The sequence below is a fragment of the Lentisphaera profundi genome (genome assembly GCF_028728065.1).
Lineage (GTDB): Bacteria > Verrucomicrobiota > Lentisphaeria > Lentisphaerales > Lentisphaeraceae > Lentisphaera > Lentisphaera profundi.
Genome location: NZ_CP117811.1, coordinates 422934 through 447798, shown reverse-complemented (window position 1 = coordinate 447798; position 24865 = coordinate 422934). Strand labels below are relative to the sequence as shown.

At 39.7% G+C, this 24865-nt stretch carries 19 protein-coding genes and 1 pseudogene; 18 read left to right on the top strand and 2 right to left on the bottom strand.

The features are described 5' to 3' along the window. Positions 1-99: 99 nt before the first annotated feature. Positions 100-1473, bottom strand: coding sequence for a sulfatase family protein (locus tag PQO03_RS01725; protein WP_274150749.1), 1374 nt, complete (start codon positions 1471-1473; stop codon positions 100-102). Positions 1474-1746: 273 nt separating this feature from the next. Between PQO03_RS01725 and PQO03_RS01720 the strand changes: the two genes are divergently transcribed. The 18 genes and pseudogenes from PQO03_RS01720 (at position 1747) to PQO03_RS01635 (ending at position 24018) form a co-directional block, all read left to right on the top strand. Beyond that, entirely contained in the window at positions 1747-2643 is an 897-nt protein-coding gene (locus PQO03_RS01720) for a sugar phosphate isomerase/epimerase family protein (protein ID WP_274150748.1), read from the top strand. Between the two features lie 10 nt (positions 2644-2653). Next, positions 2654-6034: a PVC-type heme-binding CxxCH protein gene (locus PQO03_RS01715; protein ID WP_274150747.1), complete on the top strand. Its 3381-nt coding sequence runs from the start codon at positions 2654-2656 to the stop codon at positions 6032-6034. Beyond that, positions 6034-6641 (top strand): annotated as a pseudogene (locus PQO03_RS01705) (sulfatase-like hydrolase/transferase); the annotation flags it as partial. The gene PQO03_RS01715 and the pseudogene PQO03_RS01705, both read left to right, overlap by 1 nt. A 259-nt stretch (positions 6642-6900) precedes the next feature. Further along, the gene (locus PQO03_RS01700) at positions 6901-7545 is read left to right on the top strand and encodes a type II secretion system protein (RefSeq protein ID WP_274150745.1); all 645 of its coding nucleotides are present in this window, start codon (positions 6901-6903) and stop codon (positions 7543-7545) included. A 107-nt stretch (positions 7546-7652) separates the two neighbouring features. Beyond that, positions 7653-8111, top strand: a complete 459-nt coding sequence (locus PQO03_RS01695) for a type II secretion system protein (protein ID WP_337993438.1) — start codon at positions 7653-7655, stop codon at positions 8109-8111. Further along, complete coding sequence (locus PQO03_RS21975; protein ID WP_337993437.1) at positions 8093-8299, top strand: H-X9-DG-CTERM domain-containing protein; 207 nt, start codon at positions 8093-8095, stop codon at positions 8297-8299. Before PQO03_RS01695 ends, PQO03_RS21975 begins: the two co-directional genes overlap by 19 nt. Positions 8300-8320: 21 nt before the next feature. After that, positions 8321-9898: a sulfatase family protein gene (locus tag PQO03_RS01690; RefSeq protein WP_274150744.1), complete on the top strand. Its 1578-nt coding sequence runs from the start codon at positions 8321-8323 to the stop codon at positions 9896-9898. Between the two features lie 24 nt (positions 9899-9922). Beyond that, on the top strand, positions 9923-11470 hold the full coding sequence (locus PQO03_RS01685) for a sulfatase family protein (RefSeq protein WP_274150743.1): 1548 nt from the start codon (positions 9923-9925) through the stop codon (positions 11468-11470). A 68-nt stretch (positions 11471-11538) separates the two neighbouring features. Then, positions 11539-12150, top strand: a complete 612-nt coding sequence (locus tag PQO03_RS01680) for an RNA polymerase sigma factor (RefSeq protein WP_274150742.1) — start codon at positions 11539-11541, stop codon at positions 12148-12150. Further along, positions 12143-14158, top strand: a complete 2016-nt coding sequence (locus tag PQO03_RS01675) for a serine/threonine-protein kinase (RefSeq protein WP_274150741.1) — start codon at positions 12143-12145, stop codon at positions 14156-14158. The genes PQO03_RS01680 and PQO03_RS01675 overlap by 8 nt, the downstream gene beginning before the upstream one ends. A gap of 83 nt (positions 14159-14241) precedes the next feature. Beyond that, positions 14242-15573 carry a sulfatase family protein gene (locus PQO03_RS01670; RefSeq protein ID WP_274150740.1) on the top strand — a complete coding sequence of 444 codons (1332 nt, stop codon included), beginning with the start codon at positions 14242-14244 and terminating at the stop codon, positions 15571-15573. Positions 15574-15645: 72 nt separating this feature from the next. Continuing rightward, a complete protein-coding gene (locus tag PQO03_RS01665) occupies positions 15646-16992 on the top strand; it encodes a hypothetical protein (protein WP_274150739.1) in 1347 nt (448 codons plus the stop codon). 10 nt (positions 16993-17002) lie between these two features. After that, complete coding sequence (locus PQO03_RS01660; protein WP_274150738.1) at positions 17003-17524, top strand: hypothetical protein; 522 nt, start codon at positions 17003-17005, stop codon at positions 17522-17524. 99 nt (positions 17525-17623) lie between these two features. Then, a complete protein-coding gene (locus PQO03_RS01655; RefSeq protein ID WP_274150737.1) occupies positions 17624-19012 on the top strand; it encodes an alpha/beta fold hydrolase in 1389 nt (462 codons plus the stop codon). Positions 19013-19153: 141 nt separating this feature from the next. Then, complete coding sequence (locus tag PQO03_RS01650; RefSeq protein WP_274150736.1) at positions 19154-19522, top strand: hypothetical protein; 369 nt, start codon at positions 19154-19156, stop codon at positions 19520-19522. Beyond that, complete coding sequence (locus PQO03_RS01645; RefSeq protein ID WP_337993436.1) at positions 19519-20697, top strand: cation:proton antiporter; 1179 nt, start codon at positions 19519-19521, stop codon at positions 20695-20697. The genes PQO03_RS01650 and PQO03_RS01645 overlap by 4 nt, the downstream gene beginning before the upstream one ends. Before the next feature lie 668 nt (positions 20698-21365). Beyond that, a complete protein-coding gene (locus tag PQO03_RS01640) occupies positions 21366-22106 on the top strand; it encodes a hypothetical protein (RefSeq protein WP_274150735.1) in 741 nt (246 codons plus the stop codon). A gap of 139 nt (positions 22107-22245) precedes the next feature. Then, positions 22246-24018: an acyltransferase family protein gene (locus PQO03_RS01635; protein WP_274150734.1), complete on the top strand. Its 1773-nt coding sequence runs from the start codon at positions 22246-22248 to the stop codon at positions 24016-24018. 191 nt (positions 24019-24209) lie between these two features. Here PQO03_RS01635 and PQO03_RS01630 read toward each other — a convergent pair whose 3' ends face one another. Next, entirely contained in the window at positions 24210-24512 is a 303-nt protein-coding gene (locus PQO03_RS01630) for a YdhR family protein (RefSeq protein WP_274150733.1), read from the bottom strand. Positions 24513-24865: the final 353 nt, after the last annotated feature.

Genomic DNA, 24865 nt, shown 5'->3' with positions numbered 1-24865 from the left:
TATTATGATTTACTAACTAATACGTACTAAGTTCGCACTTCGGTACAGCTAAACGATAAAATTCTTATTAAATCTCATGAAAAACATGGTGTTTATCACTTATTTGCGGATTAATTGATTCTCTACTTTAATGATTCCATCTACATGAGCTTGTCTCAAGGTCTGCATTTCTTTCACGAGCTCTGCATGATCTTTAATGACATTATAATTTTCACCCGGATCCAAAGCTAAGTTATAAAGCTCAGTCGGCCTTTGCTGATCATTTCCAAAGCGCACTTTAAAATTACCTAACCTCAGTGCTTGAAGCTTTTCACCGTTATAATAAAACATCTCTTGACGAGGTCCTTTTTCTTGATTGAGCAAAACCTCACTTAGGTCATAGCTATCCAATTTCACCTCAGGAAGCTTAGCACCACTTAATTTAGCAAAAGTCGCCATCATATCCGTAGTACAGCCAATATCATGAATGATTCCAGGCTTAATGTAGGCGGGCCCCCAAAATACTGTGGGCTCACGCATACCCCCTTCCCAAGTACTTCCTTTGCCATCTCTCAATGGTCCTGCAATCCCGCCTTGAGTCCTGAAACTTAACCATGGTCCATTATCTGAGGTAAATAAAATAATTGTTTTCTCCGCTAAGCCCTCTGCCTTCACGCTTTTAATAATCTCCCCAACTGACCAATCAAGTTCTTCAATCACATCGCCATAGAGACCCATTGTGCTCACATTTTTAAAATCATCTGAACGAAAGAGCGGCACATGCGGCATGCTATGTGCCAAGTAGAGAAAAAATGGCTTGGCTTTATTGGCTTTAATAAAGTCAATAGCTTTCTCTGTATAATTTTTTGTTAAGAGTTCCTGATTCGGAGAGCGCTTAATGATTTTATCTCCCTGCATTAAAGGAACATTCCAATACTCAGATTTTGGGTTCTCCCAATGAGGCCCCTTATGCCAAGGCAGTTTCTCACCTTTTTTTAGCGCATTTATCACTTGGGAATCTCCATCCATATCATTTGAATATGGTATCCCATACCAAGAATCAAAACCGTGATTAATCGGGAGGAACTCCGCTTTGTGGCCCAAATGCCATTTACCTACCATGCCGGTTGCGTAACCCGCAGATTTAAACATTTCAGCGAGAGTATACTCAACCTGCAGTAATCCTCCGGTAGAATCGGGAAACAATACCCGTCTCTTATTAGAGCTCATGCCATTGCGAATAGGAAGACGTCCGGTCATTAAAGCCGCACGACTCGGCGTACATACCGGTGCTGCCACATAAAAGTTTGTCCATTTTTGCCCCTCATAGGCCATGCGATCTAAATGAGGAGTTTTGATCGATGGATTGCCATTACAACTCATATCGCCATAACCCATATCATCCGCAAATATCACTATCACATTGGGTTTATCTTTTTGAGCATTTGCGAGTAGCGCAAAAATTAAGAGCGCTAAAATTGACATATATTTCATGGATTCTCCTAAAGTTATTTATAAAAAGTACTACACAATCAATCAAGGATTAACAACAAGACTTTGAAAAAAATCACATTTATTCAAAAATAACTCAATTATATGTCATCATACAATATTTAGGTATGTAATCCTTTAAGTTACTATTCAAAAACTTCTTTTGTTGAAATTGAGAATGTATTTTTTGAAGAATTCTTAAGCAGAGCTGTCCCGATAAGGACTTTCAATACGAAAGTAGAATCTAAGAAATCAACTAAAACAAAGGAAGACCACATGTTAAATCGTAGAAATTTTTTCAAAGGCACAGGAGCTCTTACCGTAGGATCATTTTTCACCGCCTCATGCGCAAGCCAATCCGAAAATCCCTTATTTGATATTTCATTAGCTCAGTGGTCCCTTCATAAAAAGCTCTTTGCAAAAGAACTCGACAACCTACAATTCCCTGAATTCACAAAAAAAACCTTTGGTATTAATGCCGTTGAATACGTCAATAAATTCTTTAAGAGCTCTGAAAAGACTTATCTTCGCGGACTCAAGCAACGCTGTGATGATAATGGTGTGCAGAGCCTAATCATCATGTGCGATGGCCTTGGTCAGCTTGGTGATGCCAACGATAATAAACGAAAACTAGCCGTAGAAAAACATCATACTTGGATTGAAGCGGCAAAATATTTAGGCTGTCATTCCATTCGAGTGAATGCGCGTTCCAAAGGAACTTATGAAGAACAAATGGAGCGTGCCGCCGATGGACTTGCCTCACTCTCACAATTTGCAGCTCAACATAATATTAATGTCATAGTGGAAAACCATGGAGGCCTCTCTTCCGATGGTGATTGGTTAGCGAATGTCATGAAAAAAGTTGCTATGCCAAATTGCGGTACATTACCCGACTTTGGGAATTTTAAAGAATACGATCGTTATAAGGGCGTCAAAAAACTCATGCCTTACGCCAAGGGCGTCAGTGCCAAGAGTCATGATTTTGACGTACACGGCTTTGAAATCAATACTGACTACCCTCGCATTATGAAGCTCGTTCTCGACGCGGGCTATCGTGGTCACGTGGGTATTGAGTATGAAGGCAAGAAAATTGGCGAAATTGAAGGTATTAAAATGACGCGTGATTTACTCATAAAACTTAGAACTAAACTTAGCTCAAAATACTCAGCCTAGGATTTATTATATGTTAAAATGGTCAAATAAATTCCTGCTGCTCTCATCTTTGCTTATTGCGAATGGGCTCAGTGCAGCAAGTAAAAGTCCTGCAGATTACGAGAAAGCTGAAGCACAAAAAATGAATAGCTTCTCTATGCCCGATGGCTTTAAAGCGCGCCTCTGGGCAGACAGATCTCAGATCACTAACCCCATGGCAATTGCCTTTGATTCTAAGGGCCGATTATTAGTGACCGAAATTCATCGCTGGCGCTTTGGGGTGGATGACATTCGTCATCGCCCTTATATGCTCTTGGAGGACATCATGATTCAATCAAGTGCAGATCGTTTGGCCATGTACAAAAAGCATTACGATAAGCACCCAGAATCGCATTACACTGACAAGCAGGATATGATCAAAATACTAGAAGACACTAATGGTGACGGACGTGCGGATAGCGCAAAAGTTTATGCCGATGGTTTTAACGATATTCTCGATGGTCCTGGATTAGGTATCATTGAACGCGACGGAAAAGTTTACTATACCAACATTCCACATCTCTGGATGCTCGAAGATAGTAATGGCGATGGACTGTCTGACAAACGAACTTCTATACAAGATGGCTTTGGCATACGTATGAGTTATTCAGGCCATGATATGCATGGTTTGGTTTGGGGACCCGATGGTAAGCTCTATTGGTCCATTGGTGATCGCGGTTTTAGCTTCACCACTAAGGAAGGCAAAAAGTTCCATGGCCCAAATGAAGGCGCCGTTTTTCGCTGTGATCCCGATGGTTCAAATGTAGAAGTATTTTATGATCGTTTGCGCAATCCACAAGAATTAGTCTTTGATGATTTTGGTAATTTATTTACGGCGGATAATGATTCCGACAAAGGTGATTTGGAGCGTATTAATTACCTCGTCGAGGGTGGTGATTCAGGCTGGCATGCAGGCCATCAAAACCTCTTGGCCTTCGCCTCCAAACTCAAGTTTCGCTCCTATGATTACGCGGGAAAGAAAACACTTAATAGTGCGTGGAAAACAGAGCGTCTTTATTTCGCCAATGAAACAAATCAACCCGCCTATGTCATGCCTACCATTGGTCAAATCGTGGGTGGTCCATCAGGTTTCTTGTTCAATCCATCCAATTCCTTAGGCCCAAAATTTGACAATAAATTCTTCGTTAATATTTTTAAGGGTGGCTCACCAAAAACACGTATCTCCATGTTTGATGTGGAACCCGCGGGCGCAGGTTTTAAAATGGAAAATCTCGAGGATTTTTTTACTGGTTCAAACTTGGTTGATATGGATTTTGGACCCGATGGCAAAATGTACATATCCGAATATAACAATGGTGGTTATTTAAATAGAGATGAGGGTAACATTTTTACTCTCGAAGTCCCTGGCCAAACTGATAAGCCCGAAATTAAAGAAAATGAAAAATTGCTCACCAGTGATTTCAGTCAAAATTCCAGCGAAAAACTCTATCAACTCTTAGCTTGGGATCATCAACAAGTTCGCCTGAGAGCACAATTTGAATTAGCTAAAAGAGCAGACGCAGCCGAGCTATTTACGAAGGCCGCAAAAAATCCTGCCGCTCCGCAACTACAAAGAGTTCATGGCCTTTGGGGCTTAGGTATGCTGGCCAATAAAAACATCTCTGCAATTAAAATTTTAAAAAACTTATTACTTAATGACGCAGACTATCAAATTCGTATTCAGGCGGCTCGTGTTTTAGGCGATCACCGCGACAAGTCAGCTCTACTAGATTTGAGCAAAGCACTAAAAGACAAACATCCTCGCGTTGCCATGTACGCAGGCATTGGCCTAGGAAGAATTGCAGATGACTCTGTCATCTCCGCAATCATTGATGCTCAGCGTGAAAATGATGCCAAAGATCGCTTCCTTCAGCACGGCCTGATGATGGGACTCGCTGGAATGAAGAGTTCCTCTAGCTATGCGAAGTACGCAAAAGACTCTTCTGCAGCAGTCCGTATGATTGTTTTATTGGCCATGAGAAAAAATCTTGACCCAGGGATCCAGGTCTTTTTATCCGATAATGATCCGCAAGTTCGTTACGAAGCTATTCGCGCCATCAATGACCGCCTCATTGACGGTGGAGCTCAAAAGAAATTAGCCTCACTTTTAGTAGATCTAAAAAAACCTAGTGACCTCGTCGATGAATTAATGCACATACGCGTCATCAATGCCAATTATTATTTAGGCGATGAAGCCGCGGCAAAACGCTTACTCCAGTATTCACTAGAAAAAGACTTACCAGAATCAATGATTCAGGAAGCTATTGCAGCGCTTCAAGCGTGGGATGACAAAGCACCCCTAGATAACTCAACTGGCTTGCCTCGTGAATACACTACAGAGCGCCAAGACATTTCAAAAGTATTGAATGCATATTTAGGCGAGCTATTTAAACAATCACAAGGCAAAGTACTGGCTCAAATCAGTCGCTTAGCCAATAAGTATAATTTTCCCATAACATCAGATATCTTACTGAGTCAAATCAATAATAATAAGCTCATCGATGAAATTCGCTTGGGAGCTTTAGACACTTTAAACCAACGTAAAGAAATCAGCTCTAATTTAGTTCTCAAACTCTTCAAAGATAAGAGTGAAGCCATAAGGCTCAAAGCCCTAACACTGCTCAATGAGCTCGATCCCACAAAGGCTCAAGTACAAGCTGCGACAATCAGTCAAAAAGGAAGTGCTGCCGAGCGTCAATTAGCTTACAATCTCATGGCTGTAAACTCCGCAAATGACTCCATCTTACTCAAACAATTGGATTTAGCCCTCAATGGCAAGGGTGATCGTGAAGCACTACTAGAGATTTTAGATTCAGCGCGCAGTAAAAAATCATCAGATTTCCAGACTAAATTTAAAGCTTATGAAGCAAAAATGGCCACAGGCCAAAACACCGACAAGTTTGCCTATGCTATCCAAGGTGGGGACATTGACAAAGGTCGCGATGTATTTTTTAATCATGGTGCCGCTCAATGCTTGCGCTGTCACAAAGTTAAGGGTTATGGCGCCGATGTTGGTCCCGATTTAACTTTAATGGGCAAGATGTATGATCGACGCTATTTGTTAGAATCCATTGTGGATCCAGGTGCGGCAGTTGCCCCAGGCTATGGCATCACCAGTGTCACAACTGATGATGGCAAAGTTCACAGTGGAACTTACATGGGTGAAAATAAAGCTCTTGTGAAAGTTAAAGGTGCCGATGGTAAAGTTATCGCTCACAAACGCAAACACATTAAAACGATGATGGCTCCAGTGTCTCCCATGCCACCTATGCACATGCTACTTCAGCCAAAAGAATTACGCGATCTAGTCGCCTATTTAAAAAGTTTGGATAAGCCCCTTAAAAAGAAAAAGAAAGATAAATCGGCTCACTAATGACTGTGAAAACTTTTTCTTTATTAGTCTTATTTATCCTTGGCTCAGCTTTTGCAGAGTCCACAAGGCCCAATATAGTCATCTTTCTAAGTGATGATCAGGGCTGGGGTGATTTAAGTATTAATGGTAACAAAGATCTATCGAACCACACATAGACTCACTCGCTCGAGACGGCGCCAAGTTCAACAATTTTTACGTTCAGCCTGTCTGTTCACCAACGCGAGCTGAACTTCTGACGGGACGCTATGCTTTTCGTAGCGGAGTGTGCAGTACTTCAGAAGGCGGCGAACGCTTTAATCTTGACGAAAAAACATTGGCAGATGTCTTTAGAGCTGCAGGCTATGCCACCGGGGCCTTTGGTAAATGGCATAGCGGCATGCAGTACCCCTACCACCCCAATGGCCGTGGCTTTGATGAGTTTTACGGTTTCTGTTCGAGTCATTGGGGAAATTATTATTCTCCAATGCTGGAACACAATGGCAAAATTGTAAAAGGCAAAGGTTTTTGTGTAGATGATTTCACTGACAAAGCAATAAACTTCATGGACAAGAATAGTAAGAAACCTTTTTTAGTTTATCTACCTTACAACACACCGCATTCGCCCATGTAGGTTCCAGATCGTTTTTGGGAGGACCACAAAAAATAAAAATTCAGGCTCTAAAAATTCCCGGCCCACAAGTTATGGATTTCCGCTTAATGATGCTGAGAAAAATAGAATAATATAGTCATTATAAACCCGCTGTATCCTTAGTCTTTCAACTCTTAATTTTCATCAAATAAAAAACTTAAATTTCTTTTTCATTTCCTGTCCCTTTACTCATCTTTAATACGAAATAGTGAGTAAATACATTTTATAAGGAAATCAAATGAAAAAGAAATTCACTCTAATCGAATTACTAGTCTCAATTGCTATTATAGGCATACTAACAAGCTTTTTATTACCTATCTTAGGGAAGTCGCGTAAACAAGCACGATTCACTCTTTGTCAAAGTAAAATCAGGCAAATTGGCATAGCCACTTTTGCCTATTCAATGGACAATAACAACTACGCAAGCTATAACAATTCACACTCTACTTATTATTGGACCGAACGACTTTCAACTCAATCATACCTACCTGAAATCTCTGCAAGTAATAGCAATGTTAATTCTAGCCCATACAAATGTCCAGAGGGCGTCGAGCTCGACACATATTACACAAGTAATTACTCACAAAATTTTCGCCTTGGATTAACAAGTGAAAGTGGCACAGCATATGATCAATACGTCCTCACTAGTACGCATGCCTCCTCAACAGTCCTACATATGGATTCCTTCATGACCAACACCACTTTATGGAAAGGCAATCTTACAGAAAATAAAGTTTTTAACGCTGATCCTGAAGCAAGAGTCGGGCGTCATTTACAAAAAGCCAATACTTCATTTATTGATGGCCACATCGAAGCACTTAACGGTACTTATCTCATACAAATTTCGACAGAGGCTTCAACAACTGATTTTTGGGTTCCTTAATATTTCAATTTTGTGAAATGATGAATTAAATTAAAGAATAAGGTTGTATACTGTCCCCCTATTCATGAAGACGACGAATAGATACTTATAAACAAGTAGAGGTTATTATGAAAAAACAGAATTTTAGTTTAATAGAACTACTCGTCGTCATCGCCATAATCGGTATCCTATCGAGCTTAGTTCTTCCTGAACTTAGCGAAGCAAGACAGAAGGCGAGAGCAAGTGTATGTAAAAATAAACTCAAGCAAATATCTACGGCATCATTTATCTATGCGGATGACAATGATAACTATGCACCACTGAATGATTCTTTCGCAAGCGAATGGTGGCCTAAAAAACTCTCTCAAGGGGGTATCTACCAGAAATCACTGCTGCTACTAACAATGCTAATACTAGTCCCTATAAATGCCCCATGGGAAAAGAACTTGATAGCTATTGGACCAATAATTATTCTCAAAACTATCGCCTCGGTCTCATCGATGATGGCGGAACCACTTACACAGCCTATCCCATCTCTAGTACACATGGTAACACAACGGCTTTTTACATGGACTCCTGGGACTTGAAAAACACGCTATTCAAATACAACCTTGTTGAAACTAAAGTCTACGATACCGTCTCGGAGCAAGCCATTGCTCGCCATAACAGCAAAGCCAATATCGTTTACCTTGACGGTCACGTCAGTGTACTCACCGGCAGTCAACTACTCATCATTGGTACTGAAGCTAATACCACTGAATTCTGGATTCCTTAACTTTAACTACTGGAAATTTTAATGATTATAAAACTAGTCACCGTAAGTCTCGCTTTAACTTCGTCTTTGTTCGCCAGTACGCCGAACATCCTCTTTATTTTTAGCGATGACCACGCCACTCAAGCCATTAGTGCTTATGGCGGGCGTTTTGCGCAAGTCGCGCCCACTCCGAACTTAGATCGCTTGGCAGATGAAGGCATGCTCTTTAAACGCTGCATGGTGACCAACTCAATCTGTGGACCAAGTCGTGCGACAATCTTAACTGGCAAGTATTCTCACCTAAATGGCTTCATGGTGAACGAGCATACTAAGTTTGATGGCTCACAACAAACATTCCCTAAACTGCTACAAAAAGCTGGTTACCAAACTGCCGTCATCGGCAAATGGCATTTAGGTTCTAAACCCACCGGCTTTGATCATTGGGAAATCCTCCCAGGCCAAGGCATGTATTACAACCCCGATTTTGATACTCCTCAAGGTAGAACTAGAGTCCAAGGTTACTGCACAGAAATTGTAACTGACAAGGCTTTGGCATGGCTTGAAACTCAAAGAAACAAAACAAAACCTTTCATGTTAATGATGCAGCATAAAGCGCCTCATAGAGAGTGGTCTCCCGCTCTTAAACACCTCAATGCCTTCGACAACATTACAATGCCCGAGCCGAGTTCTCTATTTGACGACTATAAAAATCGCGGTCACGCAGCGAGAAATCAAGACATGTCCATAGCAGTCTCCATGGAACTTGGAAAGGATTTAAAAGTACGAGAGTTCGATAAGAAGGGTCAACTTGCGCAACGAATTCACCAGCGCATGACTCCTGAACAAGTCAAAGTTTGGGATGCCGCTTACGAAGCAAAGAATCAAGCACTTCTTAAGGCAAAACCAAAAGGTGAAGATCTTATTCGTTGGAAGTACCAACGCTACGTCAAAGATTATTTGCGCTGTATCAAATCAGTAGATGAATCAGTCGGTCAAGTCATGGACTACTTAGAAGAATCTGGACTCGATAAAAATACCATCGTCATTTACTCTTCTGATCAAGGTTTTTATCTTGGCGAACATGGCTGGTTTGATAAGCGTTTCATGTATGACGAATCCTATCGCACCCCTTTACTCATAAAATGGCCCAACCATATTACTCCCGGCAGCGTAAATAAGGACTTAGTATCGAACCTTGACTTTGCCGAAACATTTTTGGATATTGCCAAACAAAATATTCCGAAAGATATGCAAGGCGCCTCACTCCTACCAATACTTGAAGGCAAGACGCCTAAGGACTGGAGAAAAACTCATTATTATCACTATTATGAATTTCCTGGGTGGCACATGGTTCAACGTCACGAAGGTGCCTATGACGGGCGCTATAAACTCATGTACTTTTATGATATTGATGAATGGGAGCTCTATGACCTAAAATCTGATCCCGAAGAAATGACTAACCAATTTTCTAATCCAGAATACGCCCCTATTGTCGAAGCTATGAAGGGTGAATTACAGGCACTACGAATTCAACACAAGGTCCCCAAAAATCAGCCCAAAGATGTTTCAAAGCCCAATCAAAAATATATCACTAATCACGAAGCTGAAGTCATTAAGTAAGCTCATATAACACTAAGGTCATTTATGTTTAATCAAATACTCACAGCCACGCTTTTGCTCATTTTCAATGCTAACTTCATATTAGCAGATAAGGCACAACCCAATATTCTTTTTATCACCGTCGATGACATGAACTGGGATTCTGTTGGAGTCTACGGGAGCAAGCTTCCGGAAATTACCCCTAATATTGATAGCATTGCCAATGAGGGTATGCTCTTTGAACGGGCCTACGTTCAAGCTTCTAACTGCTCGCCATCTAGAGTTGTCTTTCAAAGTGGCCGTTACCCTAGTAGCAGTGGCATGCGCGGCTTTTATATGGTCAATGCCAACTACCCCATGTTGCCTGAGGTTTTGAAAAATAATGGCTACTTCACTGCAGTTATCAACAAGCCTCGTGACACTAGTTTTAGCGGTGATTATGAAAAATATTGGGATCAATCTATTATCCTCAAAGGTGCTGAAAAACGTGGCGCCCAAGTTTATGCTCAAGGTATGAAAGATTTCTTTTCTCTCCTTGACGAAAAAAACAAAGCTTTCTACTGCCTTGTCAATATTGCTGACCCACACAAACCCTTTTACCAGGATCCTAAATCTACTGAATCAGGTTTCGACGAATATGGGCCTAGCCGCATTTATACAAGCTCGGAAATTACCATCCCTGAGTTCCTACCCAAACATCCAGGCGTAAAAATCGAAATGCGTAATTACTACAATTCTGTAAAACGTGCCGATGATTGTGTAGGTGCCATCCTTAAAAGCCTGAAAGATAGTTCCTATGAAGAGAATACCATAGTGATTTTTGTTTCTGATCACGGCATGCCACTTCCTTTTGCAAAATCATCTCTGTATCAAAATGGTATTCGCACACCATGGGTAATGAAGTGGCCAGAAAAAATTAAGCCCGGCTCAAAAGACACTGAACACATGATCTCTGCAGTTGATTTTTTTCCAACGATTCTCAATATTTGCGGAATCCGCAAAGTAAAAGGCTTAGAAGGAAGATCTTTCTTACCGCTTATTCAAGGAAAAACACAAAAGTACCGTGATCATATTTTCGCCGAATTCAACGAAAATGCTATCGGTTTAGTCTACCCTACTCGTGCCGTACACAACAAAAAGTTTGCTTATATATTTAACCCTTGGTCAGATGGAAAACGAACTTTCTCGAGTGCTTCTTCATTTCATAAGTCCTATAAGGTAATAAAGGAACTCGCAAAAACTGATCCTACAGTAGCAAAGCGCTTCAATCATCTAAGCTTCAGAGAACTTGAAGAACTCTATGACCTAGAGAATGATCCTGATTGCCTTAATAATTTAGCTAAAAATCCAGCGTACCAAACCCAACTTAAACAACTTAGAGCAAAGCTAAGTCAGCACATGTCGAAAATTGGTGACTACGCTTTAGAGGCCATAAAAAAAAGAGAGTCCGCAAATGAATTAGTCCAATTCATGCAAGAACAAGATATGCAATCTATAAAAAGAGCTGAAGTTATCCAATGGAAAAGACATAAAAACCGCGTCGGAGGCACAGGTAAAAATACCGAACTCTTTATGTCACCAGCTAACCTTTGAAGCTTGTTTTCCTCCTTCAGAAGTTTTATAATAAATTTACTTAAAGATTATAATTACGAGGTCATTACATGAGCGCTGGTGATTGGAATACGCGTCTCACTCTTTTACAAAGAGCACAGGATCCAGATGATCATCAAGCTTGGGATGACTTCACTAATTATTACCACAAATTTGTTATGGTGATCCTTCATCAAATGGGAGTTAATGAAAATGACAAAGCTGACCTTGCTCAAGAGGTCTTACTCTCATTATGGAAATCTCTTCCTAAACTAGATTTCGATAGTAATCGCGCCAAATTTCGTACTTGGATGAGCTCTATTATTCATCGTCGAGTCGCAGACCATTACCGCAAAGTTTATCGACGCTCGGAAAAAATGGAAAAATTCCGTTCAGAGGAAGCTTTAGAAGAGAGTATTTCTCAACCCGAAATTGAATCATTAATTCAAAGTGAATGGGAAGTATACGTAGTTCAAACTGCCATGGAACGCGTGACTCCTATCTTTTCAGGCAAAGCCATGGAAGTTTTTAAAATGACCATGGACAACATCTCCTCGGATGTAATTGCAGGTAAGCTCGACTTACAAAGAAACTCTGTCAACAAACTAAAGAACCGTGTCAAAGAACGACTACTCAGCGAAATTCAGCAAATTAAACAAGAAATGCGACTTTTTAATGAGTGAGGATCTACAAAAATTTGCTCGAAAATTCACTGGTCTTTTTCACGAAAAATCTGAATCCAAAGATAAATCGCTAATTTATTCCGAGCTCAAAGAACTCAATAAGCGTTATTACTTCATTGAAGAGGTGGCTTCTGGTGGCATGAAGCAAATCAAAAAAGTACTTGATCAAAGCGTCTCTAGAAATATTGCTTTAGCTGAATTATTGCCTGAAATAGATGAATCTTTTTTCGAGCTTTTTCTGCGCGAGGCACGTCTCACAGCCATGCTTGAGCACCCCAATATAATCTCCGTGCACGATATGGGGCTCAACGAAGAGGGACGCCCATTTTTCACTATGGATCTTAAAGAAGGTGATTCTCTCCAAGCAATCATCACCCAACTCAAACTCGGTAATCCAAAGTACCAAAAGCTTTATTCACGTCATGATTTATTGCAGATTTTTTTAAAAATATGTGATGCCATTGCCTTTGCTCACTCAAAAAACATCATTCATTTGGACCTTAAACCTGACAATATTCAAGTGGGTGACTTTGGTGAAGTTCTCGTTTGTGATTGGGGCTTAGCAAAAATATTACATGCTCAAGAAAGTGCCGACTTTGAAGAATTATTACTCAATACTGACATGCTCAATCACCTCACTCAAAGAAATAAAATTGTCGGCACTCCTGGTTTCATGTCGCCAGAGCAGATCGATGCCAAAGAAGAGCTTGATCAGCGTACCGATGTGTTTTCTTTGGCTTGCTTACTTTACTCCATGATGACTTATAAATGCCCTTTTACTGGAGGAAGTCTAGAGATGATTTTTGAGAAAACAAAAACTAATCAATACATCGCTCCAGAGAAACTACTTAATGGTCACTTTCCAAAAAGTTTATCTGCCGTTATATCGCGTTCTTTACAGGCAGACAAAAACCTTCGCTATCAATCCATCAATGAACTAAAAAATGAGGTCCAGAATTATCTATCTGGTTTCTCAACTGAAGCGGAGAACGCGGGTGTAGTAAAAGAACTTGGCTTACTAATCAAACGTAACAAAGCAGCTTCATTGACGGCTATTATGGCGATCATTATTATTTTTGGCCTGAGTTTTTATTTTATTGGTGCTCTAAAAGATCAAGTTAAACTCGCCAAAGCAGAAACCATTAAAGCTGAGCAGAGTGCAATTCATTTAGAGAAAGAGAAAAACAAGGCTGACCAACTCCTAAATGAAAGTCAAACACTACTAAAAAGGCTGACTGAAAACTTTTTATCAGAATCTGAACTCAATTCAAAAACTTTTATATATGAGTACCCGATTAAGTCCCTTAATAAAACTCTAGCTAATGCTCGCGAAATTTTAAAAATTGACCCCAATAATAGCGCCGCTCGTCATCACCTCATCCTTTCCTTATTTCTCATGCAAAACTTTCAGGAAATTGATACCCTCCCCTACGAAGAGAACAAAGGTCTTCGTGAGCTCAGCAATAAATACCTTTATTCACCTCGTAAGCCCATCGGTTTATTAAGTATTGAAGCGCTTAGTAAGCTTATATCAGATCTCAAAGGAAAGGTAAAATATGATTACACCATTGCCCTGCGCTTACTTGCCTACGACAGTAAAGTTCGTGGCGACTTAAATTACTATGACTCCGCAGTTACTGAGCTACTGAAAATGGTCAATCTCAACTGGGATGGTTCGGGTTTTGAATATAATTTTCGCGACCAAAGTCTGATTTTAAATTCCAAGCAAATCTACTACCTTAAGAGTCCCGAATTTTTTGCTTCAGGGAAAAACCCTCTTTCTTATCTCAATTTGAATTCACTCACAATCAGTGGCACGTCTATAAATGATATCGCAGAATTTGAAGGCTTAAAAATATCCACTTTAGATATCAGCCAAAGTGAAATCACTCAGGTCGACAAGATATATAAAGTGAAATCACTCAAAAAACTAATTGTCCACCAAGGGCAACTACCACAAAAACAAATCAATAATTTACGCAAGTCTATAAATATTCAGATCAAATAATTTGAACTAATAAGTCATCTTATATGGTCTCTCTGTCCTAAGCAGACTTTTTATAACGAATATTTATATAAAAAAGGAATATCATGACTAAAATCCTCATCTCTTTACTTACTCTTTTTTCCTTCTCATGTTTATCCGCGGCTGAAAAGCCAAATATCCTTTTTATTATGGTGGATGACTTAGGATACCGAGATCTTTCGGCCTATGGCTCCGCGGATATAGAGACTCCTCATATTGATCAACTGATGAAAGATGGCATGCGCTTTACGCAATTTACGGCAAATAGTTGTGTCTGTTCTCCTTCACGAGCTGCCTTCTTAACTGGTCGTAACCAAGACCTAGTAGGTGTTCCAGGTGTTGTACGTACGCATGATAACAATTCCTGGGGATACCTTGATCCCAAAGCGATAACCATTGCCAACGCTTTTCAACAAGGCAATTACCGTACTAGTCTGATTGGTAAGTGGCACCTCGGTTTAAAATCACCCAATAGACCAAATGATCGAGGTTTCGAAATCTTTCATGGTTTCCTTGGCGATATGATGGATGATTACTGGGAACACACGCGCCACGGCAATGCCTACATGTACAAGAATAATGATCGCATCGAAACTAAGGGCACTCATGCCACTGACTTATTTACAAACTGGGCGATCGAAGAAATCAAATCAGCTCAGCAAGATCAACGTCCTTTTTTCCAATTCCTTTCCTATAATGCTCCTCATGATCCCATTCATCCACCTGAAGATTATTTTCAAAAATTCAAAAAACGTTATCCAAATGCGACAGATAAGCGCGCCAAAATTGCCGGCCTCATAGAACACCTAGATTACTCAATCGGTCGCGTCTTAGAAACTTTAAAAAAGCTCAAAATCAAAAATAACACTCTCATCGTTTTTACCTCAGATAATGGTGGAAAAATCAAGTATGGTGCAGACAATGGTGAACTCCGAGCCGATAAAACAAATATGTATGAAGGTGGACTGCGCGTCTGCACTTCTGTGACTTGGCCAGGAAAAATTACAGCGGCTAGTGTTTCGGATTTCAAGGCTATGACAATGGACTTCATGCCTACTCTTATTGATGCCGCGGAGATCAAATATCCTGGAAAAATGGATGGCAAATCATTTCTTCCTGAACTCATGTCTGCTTCACAAAATGAATTTAAAAAACGCCAACAGTTTTATACTTGGTTACAGAAATATAAAAAACATGCCCTGCGCATTGATCAGTGGAAATTAGTCAAAAACTCGGCAAAAGACAAATATGAGCTTTTTGATATGGAAAAAGATCCACTTGAAGCAAAAGACCTCAGTAAGACCTTCCCTGAAAAATTTGGCGAAATGCGCAAAATCATGAACTCCTACCTCAAAAAAGCTGATCATGTAAACTGGAAGCGCCCTTCACAGCAATAGAATTTATAATTCTCTGTCCCTTTTAAATAATAAGTGACGAACATGTAAATAAATCTAAATCCAAGGTATTACATGCGTTACTTTTTAATTATTGCTCTAACTTCAATTTTGTTTTCCTGTGATCAAAAGGGGATCTTTTACGCCGAACAAAACTTAAAAAAACATGAAGCTCCTAAAGCTCAAACCCAAACTGCTCAGGAAGAATCCGAAACACTTCTAAGTCAGCTTATTGCGCCTCAACAACCTCACGCTTTAAAAAGAGAAGAACTCAATCCAAAAATTCATGGCAATACACCTCCACTTCTATGGACTTCTCGTCATGCAACACAGGATTTGGGTTCTGACATCATTAAACTCAGCCTCAGTGATAAAACCCTACAAAAACAAGGCTTTACAGTAGAAAAAAATATTAGCCTGAGTGAAATCGCCAAACACACAGTCATCAAACAAAGCTTAGACCTCAACTATAGTTTAGCTTTTTTCTGGGCCCACGGCAAAACCTTGTTTAAATACTACAATCCAGCTAAAAATGAAGCGATTTATCAGGAATTTTTCGAATTCACTTCCTACCTACTTAAGAATTATAATGATTCAGGTAAAACTTTTATGATTGGCAACTGGGAAGGCGACTGGCTAATGGGCGCAAAGCATCTACAAAAAAATGAAGATATCAGTCAAGAGCAAATACAAAAGATGATCAACTGGTTGAATATCCGTGGCAAGGCAATTGAAGATGCAAAAAATGCTGTAGCACATAAAAATGTAAATGTTTACTTTTATGCTGAAGTCAACCTTGTACGTATGTCCCGTACTAGCGGTAGCAAACGCATGACCAATAGTGTTTTACCTCATTGTAAACATCTTGATTATGTCTCAATATCTAGCTATGAAACACAGAACATTACTGCTTGGCGTCGTCCTCATACTGAAAAATCTCTAAAATCCGATCTTTATACTGACCTTGATTATGTGGAGAACCTTTTAGCTCCACGCCCAGGACTTAAAGGACGCCGTGTTGGTATTGGTGAAATAGGTTACCCCTTAGTCCACGTTATGAATACCTACAAAGTCAGCGAAGCAAAAGCCGAAATCATCCAGGCACGCCTCGCTCTACTTTCAGCTCAAGTTAACCTTGAGTGGGGTACTCCTTTTTGGCTTTGGTGGGGCATCCATCATAACGAAGAAAATAATCTAAAAAAGTATAGCGATCACAAATTCAAAGGCTTTGGCATTATAGATCAAGCTACAGGTCAGAAAACACGACTATGGCATGAATTCTATGACTATAATAAATGGGCTAATACGCAAAACACCTCAAATTCCAAGCGCTTCAGAAAAAATGCCATTACATGGCTAAAATCTCGCGTTCATAAACTCGATAATGAAATTTCTAAAACAATACTCTTCACTAATAAATAATGAGCTTACCATGAAAAAATTAATTCTTCTTTTTATTCTTATCAATCTTGCTGCTAGTGCTCAAGAAATACTCCTAGACCCACAATTTAAGAAAAAGGATAAGCATTGGACTTTAAAAAAGAAACCTGAGTTCTCCAAGGTGAAATCTAAATTTTCAAAAAATCTTTTTACTATCCAAACAAACCATAGTTCAGAAAGTTTTTATCTCTCTTTACTCACTGAAATTGATATTCAAGCGGGAGAGACATATGAACTCAGTATTAGTACACTTGCGAAAGGTGAAGGCGAGCTAAGGTTTAGTTGTATTTCACGACCACAATTAAACCTCTATCCTAAAAAAATTAAAGTGCATCGTTTTGTTACTATAGGAATCACTCAAAAGGTAAATCCGAAAGGGACCTGGGAAAATCATAGTTTCACTTTTACAGCAAAAGAATTGCTTTCAAGAGAACATCGCTCATACCTATCACTGCAATTCGGCGCCTTTCATGGCAAAGTTCAAATCAAAGATGTACATTTAACTAAACTCTGATTTTGTAAAAATTAGGTACTAGTCTGATTTTCACGTACTTCTCTATTGTAAACTCACAAAATAAAAACAATTTAAGCTAACGTTTATTTGGGAGGTGGCATGCGATTACTTTTAAGTCTATTTTTTTTATCACTCTTTGTTCATTCAGGGCAACAGCCAAAAAACTCACTTTTTCCCTACGAGGACATAAAGACTGAACTCAGTCAGCGTGATCAGCAATATATTGAAAGTTTACCTCCGCAAGTCGTCTATGATTGGGTACAAGTCCCCGAAAATTATAGCGCGCCCAATGATGAAAAAATAAAAGTTTTTTACGAGCATAGGCTTCCGAAAAAAACCAATAAGAATAAGCGCCCCATCTGTTTTTTCTATGGTGGCCCGGGCTTAGATGCGCGCGCCTCGATCCCGACGCTCTTAGCCATGACTAAAGAACATGGAATTCTCATTATCCATCAGCGTGGCACAGGCCTTTCTTCTCCTCTTCCCCAAATTAAATCTGAGCCAGATATCTTGCGCCTTAAGCAATACCTCAGTCGCGCCATTGTCGAAGATGCTGAGCTCATTCGCAAAAAACTTTTTGCTCAACAAAAGTGGATTGTCACTGGCCAGAGTTTTGGCTCACTCATTATTCAGCGTTACCTCACGCTTTACCCTCAATCGCTTTACTCCGCGCATGCACACGGCTTTGCTGCCACGTCCTTGCCCACACCCTTTGCCGAAGCACGTATCCGCAAACATAAAGAAGTCTTAAGCCAATACCTCAAAAAATATCCCAAAGACCAAAAGCGCTTGGAACTCATTGCTCTGCACTGCGCCAAACATAACTTCAGTCCCGTGGACAATGAAGAGATCATCATTTCTGGTCGCCACGCTTTTTCTTTTGCGGGCATGATCTTTTTATCTGCACCCGATTACTGGAAAGACTTATCCCAGTTCCTCACTGATGTTTGTCCAAAAAATCGCGTCAATCATAAGCGACTCACTCACTGGATCAATAATTTCTACTTCAACAAAAGCTTCATCTACCTCGGTGCCGAACAAGATGCCCTCAATGTAGTTTTCAATCGTCATGAAGCTTACGTCACCAAGTCAGGCCAATCCCTCAGCCAATATTATCAGCTCATCATTGACAAGCTCCACGCAGAAGGCATTGATACTCAAACTTGGCCCATGGGCGAAGAAGCCCTGATGCATTTCTGTATTGATTCGCCCATTCACAATTTGGCTGACACCATAAACTTGGGTAAAGCCGATCCGCTTTTACCCAAAGCTATTGCCGCCTCACTCAACAAACACCCCGATCTAAAGTTCCATCTCTACGCAGGGGAAATTGATAGCGTGGCCCCACCTGAAACTTTTCAAGAACTCAAAGACACATGCGGTGATCGCCTGCAGCTTAAAATTTTACCCGGTGGCCACGACTCCTTTCTCAGCCCCCTTTTCTGGAAGGCAGTCTACCGCTATGCAGAAGAAGAACCTGCTCCTTAGCGAAATAAAAAAACCTTCTTAACATTAATTGATATAAATGCAGTAAAAAAAACAATTTTATCGAAAACAGCTGTTAACTTATTAATAACAAAGTCTCAGCACGTGGCTTGCGCTGCTAAACACGAACCTCGGTAAAAAACAATGCAATTAATTTTTGTTTACAATGCCAATAGCGGAAAAATAAATGCGCTGTTTGATATTGCTCATAAGCTTTTTAGACCTGAAACTTATGACTGTTCTTTATGCTCATTAACTCATGACGCATTTACGGAGAATCAGCTCTTAAAAGAATTGAAAAATAATTCAAATTTTAACATTGAGTTTCTTCATAAAGATGAGTTTAAGGCTAAATATAATCTCGACTTTGATTATCCCGTTATTTTAAAAAATGAGCAAAAGTTAGAATTGCTCATCAATCACCGTGAAATCTCTAAAATTAAAGACTTACGTGAATTAATAGAAACTTTGGAGCTGAAAAATAGCGAAGATAGGCCCAACCAAAAATCATGATTAATACCATTCAATTTCTTTTAGCTGTCGGTGGTTTGATGCTGGCTGGCTTATTGCTTGATGCCATTGGCCGACGCAGCTTCTTGCCACGTGTCACCTTATTGATTTGTCTTGGAGTCCTCATCGGACCATCCCTTTTTAATCTCTTGCCACCTGCACTCATGTCGGAATTTGATCTTATTACAAGTATCGCGCTGGCCATGGTTGGCTTCATGCTCGGAGGTCGCTTAACCCTCGAGGCCTTACGTGAATTTGGCAAAGAAATTTTTTGGATCAGCCTGATCGGAGCCATCGGAACTTGCCTTATCGTCGCCATCGGATTGCTGGCCATAGGCCAACCTATTATCATCGCACTTTTACTTGCTGGCATCGCCACCGCAACGGCCCCTGCAGCAGTGGCTGACGTCGTTTCAAATTTTAAAACAGAGAGCCCCTTCGCTACAAAATTACTTGACATTGTTGCTTTAGATGATGTCTGGGGATTGATCATTTTCAGTATCTGTGTCGCTTTCGCATTAATCACTGATGGCAATCACAGCGTCTTAAATACTTTGGGCATAGCTGGATTTGAAATTGGCGGAGCCATCTTACTGGGGGTTTTGCTAGGCGTGCCCGCATCCTACTTAACGGGTCGAATCACTGCGGGCGAACCCTCCTTGGCCGAAGCACTCGGAATTGTCTTTATCTGTAGTGGCCTCGCTCTTTGGCTTGAGGTCTCATTTTTAATTGCATCCATGACGCTAGGCATTGTCGTCACTAATCTTGCTAAACATCACACTCGACCTTTTCATGAGATTAAAGGTGTCGAAGGGCCTGTTTTGGTGCTGTTCTTTGTTCTAGCTGGGGCCACCTTGCAAATTGACTCGCTCGCAGAAGTCGGCCCACTGCTTATTTTCTATGTCTTATTTCGATTCCTTGCTAAGTTAATGAGCGGATGGCTTGGTGCAAAATTGGCTGGCAGTAACGCTCCCACTCGTCGCTGGATTGGATTGGCGCTCACCCCTCAGGCGGGCGTCGCCATGGGCATGGTTTTGATTGCCGTTAATAGATTCCCCCAGCAGGGAACCACCGTGCTTCCCGTCATCCTCGCTTCCACTGTGATTTTTGAACTCACTGGCCCCATTCTAACTCGACTGGCAATTAGCCGCGAAGCCCAGCAATCAACGCTTGAATAAAGCATTTTCATACAGGCAATAAATTTAACTTATATACCAAAAAAGATCGTAAAGTAAGGATAATCAAAAAACTCTCTAGTTTTCGATCATTTGTTTTTATGGACTACTATAGGGGAACAGCATCCCCACTCATCTGAAAAGTTAAAAAGCCTTTAAATCAAGTCCATAAGCTCAGCTTTAAGTCCCTTCAGCGATAATCACTTTTGCGTGATCCGCAAAACCGTGGTCTAATAAAGTCATTGATATTTTACTTGGAGGTAGTAATCGCTCAAATACACTAAGACAATCCTTATTCCGATGCCTTTTCATCACGGATAATGAAATATTTAGTTCTATGACAACGCAAATATTGTGCATTCATAGTGAGTGAACCATCTAAAACATGACACCTAGTCCAAGCAACATAAAGTGCTCTTCATGCCAGAGTTTAAACACCAAAATTATCCACCCCTATAGATCACGTCCTAGCTCACTTTATATTTTACTTTTCACTTGGACTTATATCCTTTTTCAGAGTGCATTTCAAAGAAGTACAGTCGCCTGCATGGACTGTGATCATGAAGAGAAATACCGTACCATGCTCTCCTATTTATCCATTTTGTTCATTATTTTTATTATCATCATAATCTTATTTCAGTAAGCCACAAAAATCCAAAGCAAGGAAACACATGCCTCAACTACGTTCATTTAATTTAAAAGACATCCAGAAATTCCAAAAGTTCTCACTTATACCCATGGGTGTATTTTATATTTACTTCCTGATTTCATTTTTTGTTCGCACCCCATCAAAATTCAAATCACCGCTACAGATGATTTTCTTGGCTTTATTTGTTCTCAGTATAATTGGCATCATCAAATTGCTGAGCCACTTGACGAGCTCGACACTAGTAAAAGTATTATCGGTCATTGCCATGTTTTTTCCGATTGTGAACTTAGCGACGGTTATTTTTATCAATTTCAAAATCCAGAAACTCATCAAGAATCCGCCCCAATTAATCCCCCCCACTGGCCTCGCTCCAAGTCTCGGTCAAAGAAGCGATGCGAATCAAGGGCAGCTTGAAAAAGCATGTCCCTCTTGCCAAGATTCCTGCCCCGCGCCCAACATCATCTGCCTCTCTTGTGGTTGGAATTTTCAAACAGGAGCCAATGTCACTTCTGATGAGCAAAAAAAAGACACTGGCCTCGGCATCATCTTTGTCGTCATTGGCATCATCCTCTTCTTGCCTTTAATTCCCCTGCTCTATCAAACATTCATCAATCTCATGATCACAAAAGCGGCCATCAATGAAAACTCTGCTCAAGTGGCCGAAACTGTTGGACGCTTAACAGGCTCCGTGATTATGGTCTTATTCTGTTTTCTGCTCGGACGTAAATTTTTCTCCGCTGGCTTAGAAAAAATTAGATCCTAAGTATCGTCGAGTATACTGAGCTAATTTATAAGCTCCATGCTCAGTTATTAAAAAACGATTAAACCCTCTTTACCATCGTAATTATACGGATTCACGAGTAGTATCAAATCTCTATTCATAAAAATATGAGCCGAAGTGAATGAAATTCAGAAAAGACATAAATGGGTTAAGAGCAGTCGCTGTTTTACCTGTATTATTTTTCCATGCCGAATGGGATATCTTTACTGGAGGCTTCTTGGGAGTAGATGTTTTTTTTGTTATCAGTGGCTTTTTGATTAGCTCAAACATACTCAAAGATCTAGATGCAGATGTTTTTTCAATCCCTTCATTTTATAATCGTAGAGCCCGAAGAATACTCCCCGCATTACTATTCACATGTTTAATAACTATGCTTTTATCCTTGCTATTTATGCTCCCTTATGAGCTCAAAAATTATGGACAATCTTTAGTCGCTAGCCTTTTGGCATCCAATAACTTTTTACTCTATTTAACTTCTGGTTATTGGAGTTTAGCCACTGAATTCAAACCCCTGTATCATACTTGGAGTCTAGGAGTAGAAGAACAATACTACATCATTATTCCTCTATTATTTACAGGGCTATACCGAACAACACGTAATAAATTACATGCAGTAACGTTCACCCTCCTAACCATCCTACTTATTAGTTATTACCTCTCTTTTCATAGTCAAAATATAGAATTTGATTTTTTGATGCTGAGCCATCGAATCTGGGAGCTACTTTCAGGTTCATTACTAGCTATATTATTACGAGTCAAAACTACTCAAAAGAATAATATTTTAGTTCTACTGGGGATCTTGTTGATTTTTAGCTCATATAGCTTTCCCTACATGTTCTCTACTAATCCTGCAGTATACCGTTTATCCCCCGTACTTGGTACCTTATTAATAATTTCCTTCTCATCAGACACACTCGTAATGGGTCGAATCTTATCCTGTAAAATTTTATTTTTAATAGGAAGCTGGAGCTATAGCATATATCTACTCCACATGCCTATCCTCGCATTTCTTCGACTTTCCATGGAAGAAAACCCAAGTGCGTTTATTCAAATAATATTTGTTTTACTGGCTATTCCTCTAGCGTCTCTATCGTGGAGCTTCATCGAGAAACCCTTTAAAGATCCTACTATTATTTCTCAGAAATGTTTTTATTCAGTCCACCTAATATTAGCAATTTCACTATTAACTTTTGGTCTGATTTTACATCAAAGCTACGGTCTTCAAAATTATATTTCAAAATATTCATATGGAAACAATCCTCAGCAATACAACGATAAGCCTTACCATTTTAAAAAAGATAGCTTTGAACAAAATAAGAAAAAACGTCTGCTGATTATTGGAAATTCATTCGCAAGAGATTTTACTAATATGATCATAGAGAATAACATCGAAGTTTCGCATGAAATCATTTATTTACCTCACCTTACAAAAAATCTAGCACTCTCTAAAAATTTAATATCTTCGACTGATATCACTATAGTCGTATCGTCTTCTGGCATGCAGCAAACTGAAGCTAATCCAAGTAAATCTCAATACTTATATGATTTCTTGAAAAAATACTCGAACGGCGAATTCTTATTAATCGGGACGAAAAATTTTGGCCGCAATAACAACTTTATACTTAGAAAATCTACTGATGAGCTAATCGACTACAAAGTTAAGATCAGTAGTACGGTATTAGCCGCCAACACAATTGATAAGAAAATTTGGGGATCACATCATATCGATCTAATGGCAATACTTTCGAGTGACCACATACATGTACCTATCTTTACTCCTGAGGGTAAACTCATCAGTTTTGACACCGAACATTTAACACAAGATGGTGCAATTCACCTTGGTCAACTCCTTCTTAAACACTCTATTTTGAAAGGCCTTCTTCCTCGGAGTTAAAATTATAAAGATTCCACGCTATTTCTCTTGACTGAAACTTTAAAGTTCCCTAGAGAATGCCTAAAAACTAGGCTTTCAGAAAACTCTAAGAGTAAACATAGGCACTTACCAAAAGGCCACTCACAGCCCTAAGCAATGTACATAATATAAAAGAGCACAGCATTTCTCAAGCTTTACAGACTTGTCAACGATCAAGATATAAAACTTATTTTATTAAGATCGTCATTAAGGTCTCTTAAGTAATACTTCACCTCTTCTTTCTCAACGATTGTACTTAGTCGTTCTAAGTGTTTATGAAGATACACTAAACAGCTTTCTTCACTTTCAAATAAATAGACTCCACCCGATCTTTTTGCTTCCGGATCTTCCGTCCATACTTTCCAAATAAATCCAGGTTCATCTTTTATTTTTTGGGCTAGTACATCCAGCTTATTTGCCAAATCATTACCAAAAGGTCCTGCAAACGGAAAGTCAATTATCAATAGTTTTTTCATCTTCAACCCCTATGTCATTAAAATAGAAAAATGTACAACATCATTTTTTTTATAACAAGTATAATTTGGAGAGATATTAGCACTATCCTCACAAACACAGCTCTTAGGAGTAAAAATAGCGCTGAGATATTTAAGCTCGTTTGTACATTTGAACACAATGAGTAACAATATTTTTCATCTTTAAAAAAGGCTTATCTCATTGGTGATAAAGTACTGATTTTTCTTGCCATGGGCAAAGCCGAACATGCGGGTCTTTATGGCTTTAAATATAATTTCTTGCCCTACATCATTATCACCTGGCTTGGTCTCTTCGCTTTACTTATCAATAAACTCACTAAAAAGTCTCTCTAAAT

Bases quoted from the DNA above. Each gene is read 5' to 3' on its own strand.
- PQO03_RS01725 (WP_274150749.1), bottom strand. From the start codon at position 1,473: ATGAAATATATGTCAATTTTAGCGCTCTTAATTTTTGCGCTACTCGCA.
- PQO03_RS01720 (WP_274150748.1), top strand. From the start codon at position 1,747: ATGTTAAATCGTAGAAATTTTTTCAAAGGCACAGGAGCTCTTACCGTA.
- PQO03_RS01715 (WP_274150747.1), top strand. From the start codon at position 2,654: ATGTTAAAATGGTCAAATAAATTCCTGCTGCTCTCATCTTTGCTTATT.
- PQO03_RS01700 (WP_274150745.1), top strand. From the start codon at position 6,901: ATGAAAAAGAAATTCACTCTAATCGAATTACTAGTCTCAATTGCTATT.
- PQO03_RS01695 (WP_337993438.1), top strand. From the start codon at position 7,653: ATGAAAAAACAGAATTTTAGTTTAATAGAACTACTCGTCGTCATCGCC.
- PQO03_RS21975 (WP_337993437.1), top strand. From the start codon at position 8,093: ATGGACTCCTGGGACTTGAAAAACACGCTATTCAAATACAACCTTGTT.
- PQO03_RS01690 (WP_274150744.1), top strand. From the start codon at position 8,321: ATGATTATAAAACTAGTCACCGTAAGTCTCGCTTTAACTTCGTCTTTG.
- PQO03_RS01685 (WP_274150743.1), top strand. From the start codon at position 9,923: ATGTTTAATCAAATACTCACAGCCACGCTTTTGCTCATTTTCAATGCT.
- PQO03_RS01680 (WP_274150742.1), top strand. From the start codon at position 11,539: ATGAGCGCTGGTGATTGGAATACGCGTCTCACTCTTTTACAAAGAGCA.
- PQO03_RS01675 (WP_274150741.1), top strand. From the start codon at position 12,143: ATGAGTGAGGATCTACAAAAATTTGCTCGAAAATTCACTGGTCTTTTT.
- PQO03_RS01670 (WP_274150740.1), top strand. From the start codon at position 14,242: ATGACTAAAATCCTCATCTCTTTACTTACTCTTTTTTCCTTCTCATGT.
- PQO03_RS01665 (WP_274150739.1), top strand. From the start codon at position 15,646: ATGCGTTACTTTTTAATTATTGCTCTAACTTCAATTTTGTTTTCCTGT.
- PQO03_RS01660 (WP_274150738.1), top strand. From the start codon at position 17,003: ATGAAAAAATTAATTCTTCTTTTTATTCTTATCAATCTTGCTGCTAGT.
- PQO03_RS01655 (WP_274150737.1), top strand. From the start codon at position 17,624: ATGCGATTACTTTTAAGTCTATTTTTTTTATCACTCTTTGTTCATTCA.
- PQO03_RS01650 (WP_274150736.1), top strand. From the start codon at position 19,154: ATGCAATTAATTTTTGTTTACAATGCCAATAGCGGAAAAATAAATGCG.
- PQO03_RS01645 (WP_337993436.1), top strand. From the start codon at position 19,519: ATGATTAATACCATTCAATTTCTTTTAGCTGTCGGTGGTTTGATGCTG.
- PQO03_RS01640 (WP_274150735.1), top strand. From the start codon at position 21,366: ATGCCTCAACTACGTTCATTTAATTTAAAAGACATCCAGAAATTCCAA.
- PQO03_RS01635 (WP_274150734.1), top strand. From the start codon at position 22,246: ATGAAATTCAGAAAAGACATAAATGGGTTAAGAGCAGTCGCTGTTTTA.
- PQO03_RS01630 (WP_274150733.1), bottom strand. From the start codon at position 24,512: ATGAAAAAACTATTGATAATTGACTTTCCGTTTGCAGGACCTTTTGGT.